General features: G+C 72.7%; 2 protein-coding genes. Both read right to left on the reverse strand.

Features of this window, described 5'->3' with window-relative positions; genetic code table 11:
* The coding region (locus ACFQ87_RS44510) for a type I polyketide synthase (protein ID WP_380616759.1) at positions 1 to 3375 on the reverse strand (3375 nt) is incomplete at its 3' end.
* A gap of 44 nt (positions 3376 to 3419) precedes the next feature.
* Positions 3420 to 4582 (reverse strand): KR domain-containing protein (locus ACFQ87_RS44515; protein ID WP_380616760.1); only part of this gene is annotated, 1163 nt, incomplete at its 5' end.

The raw sequence follows: 4582 nt of genomic DNA on the forward strand, positions 1-4582 counted from the left end.
CTCGAACCCGGCATCCCCCAACCCCTGAACCAGCAGCAGGGAACCCGCCAGCCCAAGCGGCACACAACCGAGTTCACCCTCCGCCAGCGCCAGCAACGAGACCACACCCCGCACCTCACCACCGACCGACTCCACGGCCTCACGCAACACCCCGGCGACCACACCCCGATCCGAGGCGCCGTCAACCACCACCCGCACAACCCCAGCCGCACCGAACGCCTCCAGCGCAGCCTCAACACCCTCAGCCAACTCACCCGCACCACACGACGGCAGCGCCAGCACCCACACACCCGACAGCCCCGCACCAGCCGCCTCACCCAGCGGCCGCCATTCGACCCGGTACCGCCAGCCGTCCACCGCCGCGTGCTCGACGCTGCGTCGACGCCACGACGTCAGCGCCGGCAGCACCCCGTCCAGCGTCTCGCCGTCGACTCCCAGCACCCCCGACAGCGCCGCCGTGTCCCCTCGCTCGACCGCGCCCCAGAAGGAGCTCTCCTCGCGGTAGGCCTCCGGGACCGGTCCGTCGGCCGGCTTCCCCGACTCCAGCCAGTGGTACTCGCGCTGGAAGGCGTAGGTGGGCAGTTCCACCCGCTGCGGCCGGTGGCCGGAGAAGACGGCTCGCCAGTCCACCGCCACGCCATTGACGTGCAGCTCGGCCAGCGAGGTCAGCAGGCTGTGCGGCCCGTCGGCATCCCGGCGCAGGGTGCCCACAACGACGGGCGTCCCGGCGTCCGGCCGTGCGGAGCTGTCCCGCTGGGCGGCGTCGATGCTCTCCTGCACGCCCATGGTCAGCACCGGGTGGGGGCTGACCTCCACGAAGGCGAGGTTGCCCTGGGCGAGCAGCAGTCGCGTGGTCTCCTCGAACCGCACGGTCTGCCGCAGGTTGCGGTACCAGTACGCGGCGTCCAGCTCGGTGGTGTCCAGCAGGCCGCCGGTCACCGTGGAGTAGAACGGGACGTCCGAGGGGCGCGGCGTGACGGGCGACAGCACGTCCAGCAGGTGTTCGCGGATGGCCTCCACCTGGTGGGTGTGCGAGGCGTAGTCCACCGGGATCCGGCGGGCCCGGACGGCCCGCTCCTCGCAGGCGGCCAGCAGACCGTCCAGAGCGCCGGGCTCGCCGGCGACCACCACCGAGGACGGGCCGTTCACGGCCGCCACCGAGAGCGCGTCGCCCCACGGCTCCATGACCGGCGCCAGCTCGTCCGGCGACAGCGGGACGGACACCATGCCGCCCTTGCCGGACAGTTCGACGGCCAGCGCCTGGCTGCGCAGCGTCACCACCCGGGCCGCATCCTCCAGCGACAGTGCGCCGGCGACACAGGCTGCCGCGATCTCGCCCTGGCTGTGGCCCAGCACCGCGGCGGGCTGCACGCCCAGCGAGCGCCACACGTCAGCCAGCGAGACCATGACCGCGAACAGAGCCGGCTGGACGACGTCCACGCGGTCCAGGGTCGGGGCGCCGGGACGACTGCGCAGGACGTCGACCAGGGACCAGTCCACGAACGGTTCGAGAGCGGTGGCGCACGCCTGCAGCCGGTCCCGGAACACGGCCGAGGAGTCGAACAGGTCCAGCGCCATGCCGACCCACTGCGAGCCCTGTCCCGGGAACACGAACACGGCGGCGGCCTTGGGTGCGGCCGCCGAGCGCGCCACGCCGGGCACCAGCTCGCCGCGCGCCAGCGCGTCGAGGCGCTGCAGGCAGCCCTCGCGGTCCTCGGCCAGCAGGACGGCCCGGTGTTCGAGGGCGGCGCGCGTGGTGGCGAGGGCGTGGCCCACGTCGGTGACGTCCAGCTCGGGGTGCGCGTCCAGGTGGCCGCGCAGCTGCAGCGCCTGGGCCTGCAGGGCCGGCGCGCTCCGGCCCGAGATCGGCCACGGCACCATGGGGAGACGGCCCAGGGCGACGGCCCCGGCGGCTTCCGGTGCCGTGTCCGAACCGGCATCCGAACCCGCGTCCGAACCCGCGTCCGCGCCGCCCTCGGCCGTCCCGACGGCCGGAGTCTGCTCCAGGATCACGTGCGCGTTGGTGCCGCTCACGCCGAAGGACGAGACGGCGGCCCGCCGCGGCTCCCCGGTCTCCGGCCAGTCGCGGGCCTCGGAGAGCAGTTCCACCGTGCCCGCCGACCAGTCCACGTGCGGGGTGGGCTCGTCCACGTGCAGGGTGCGCGGCAGCACCCCGTGCCGCATCGCCATCACCATCTTGATGATGCCGCCCACACCGGCGGCCGCCTGGGTGTGACCGATGTTGGACTTCAACGAGCCGAGCCACAGCGGGCGTTCGGCCGTGTGCTCCTGGCCGTAGGTGGCGATGAGCGCCTGCGCCTCGATCGGGTCACCCAGCTTGGTACCCGTCCCGTGCGCCTCCACGACGTCCACCTGGTCGGCCGTCAGGCGCGCGCTCGCCAGGGCCTGCCGGATGACGCGCTGCTGCGAGGGACCGTTCGGTGCGGTCAGACCGTTCGACGCACCATCCTGGTTGACGGCACTGCCCCGGACCACCGCGAGGATCTGGTGGCCGTTGCGCTGCGCGTCCGAGAGCCGCTCCAGCAGCAGCATGCCGACGCCTTCGCCCCAGCTGGTGCCGTCGGCCGCGGCCGCGAACGGCTTGCACCGGCCGTTCGGCGCGAGGCCGCGCTGGCGGCTGAACTCGATGAAGCCCTCCGGCGTCGCCAGGACGGTCACGCCGCCGGCCAGCGCCAGGGTGCACTCACCCTGGCGCAGTGCCTGCACCGCCAGGTGCAGGGCGACCAGCGAGGAGGAGCACGCGGTGTCCACCGTGAGCGCCGGCCCTTCCAGGCCGAGCAGGTAGGAGATGCGTCCGGACATGACGCTGCCGGCCGTGCCGGTCAGGATGTACCCCTCGACCTCCTCCGTCGCCTCCTGCAGGCGCGGACCGTAGTCCTGCGACATGCCGCCGACGAAGACGCCCGTCCGGCTCCCCTTCAGGGACAGCGCATCCATTCCGGCCCGTTCCAGGACCTCCCAGGCGGCCTCCAGCAACACCCGCTGCTGGGGGTCCATCGCCTGTGCCTCGCGGGGGCTGATCCCGAAGAACCCGGCATCGAACATTGCCGCGTCGTAGAGGAACCCGCCCTCCCGCACGTACGTCTTGCCGTGCTGCTCGGGGTCGGCGTCGTAAAGCTGCTCCACGTCCCAGCCGCGGTCGGTCGGGAAGTCGGAGATCGCGTCGCCGCCCTCGGCGACGAGCTGCCACAGGTCCTCGGGCGACCGCACGCCGCCCGGGTAGCGGCAGCTCATCGACACGATCGCGATCGGTTCCTGGTCCTTGTCCTCGACCGTCCGCAGGCGCTCGCGCACGTCGTGCAGGTCCGCGGTGACGCGCTTGAGGAAGTAACGGAGCTTCTCTTCAGTGGCCATTCGGGTATCCCAAGAAAGTAGTTCGGCGGACTGGTTCTGGACGATCAGGAGATGCCGAACTCGTTGCCGAGAAGGTCGAAGATCTCGTCATCTGACGCTGCTTCAAGCTGTGCGGCCACGGAGGCACCGGCCGGCGCACCGGTGCTGCCCTTCCACTTGGCGAGCAGGATCTCCAGGCGGCCGGTGATCCTGGCCCGCACGGCGTCGTCCGACTCGGTGGCCGCGAGGCGTGCCTCCAGCTGGTCGATCTCGGAGAACTCCGCGTCGGCCGCGGAATCCCCGTCGTCGCCGAGCTCTTCCCGCAGGTGGCCGACCAGATCATCCGCGGTCGGATAGTCGAAGACCATCGTGGCCGCCAGTCGGCAGCCGGTCGCGGCCTTCAGGCCGTTGGCCAGGTCGACGGCGGCGAGCGAGTCGAAGCCGAGCTCCTGGAACGTCCTGGAGGCGTCCACCGATTCCGCCGAGGCGTGGCCCAGCACCTTGGCCATCTCGGCCACGACCAGTTCCCGCAGCACCCGGTTGCGCTCCGCCTGCGGCAGCCCGCTCAGCCGCTGGGCCAGTGCCGACCCGCCGGTCTCCGACTGGGCCGATTCGGTCCGCTCCTCGGCCGACGCGAACAGCTGCCGCACCTCCGGCAGGTCGCCGATCAGGGGGCTGGGCCGGACCGAGGTGAAGGCCGCCGTGAAGCGGTCCCAGACCACGTCCGCGACGGTCACGGTCCGGTCGCCGCAGTCCACGGCGTACTGCAGGGCGCGGATCGCCGTCTCGGGGTCGAGGCCCGGCACCCCACGCCGGCTCATCTGCTCGCCGGGCTCGCCGCCGCCCATGCCGTCACCGGCCCAGGGACCCCAGGCGACAGCGGTGGCCGTCAGCCCGCGGGCCCGGCGCTGCTCGGCCAGTCCGTCCAGGAAGGCGTTCGCCGCCGAGTAGGCGCCCTGGTGGCCGCTGCCCCAGGTGGCCGCGATCGAGGAGAAGAGGACGAAGGCGTCCAGCGGCCGGTCGCCGAGGAGGGCGTCCAGGTTGACGGCTCCGCCGACCTTCGCGGCCAGGACCTCCGCGACGCCGTCGAGATCGGCGTCCACCAGCGAGGTCGGGTCGCCGATTCCGGCGGTGTGGATGACGGCGGTGAGGGGGTACTCCGCCGGGATCGCGGCCAACACCCCCGCCAGCGCCTCACGATCGGCCACGTCACACGCAGCCACCGTCA

Source organism: Kitasatospora sp. NPDC056531 (assembly GCF_042794375.1).
Lineage (GTDB): Bacteria > Actinomycetota > Actinomycetes > Streptomycetales > Streptomycetaceae > Kitasatospora.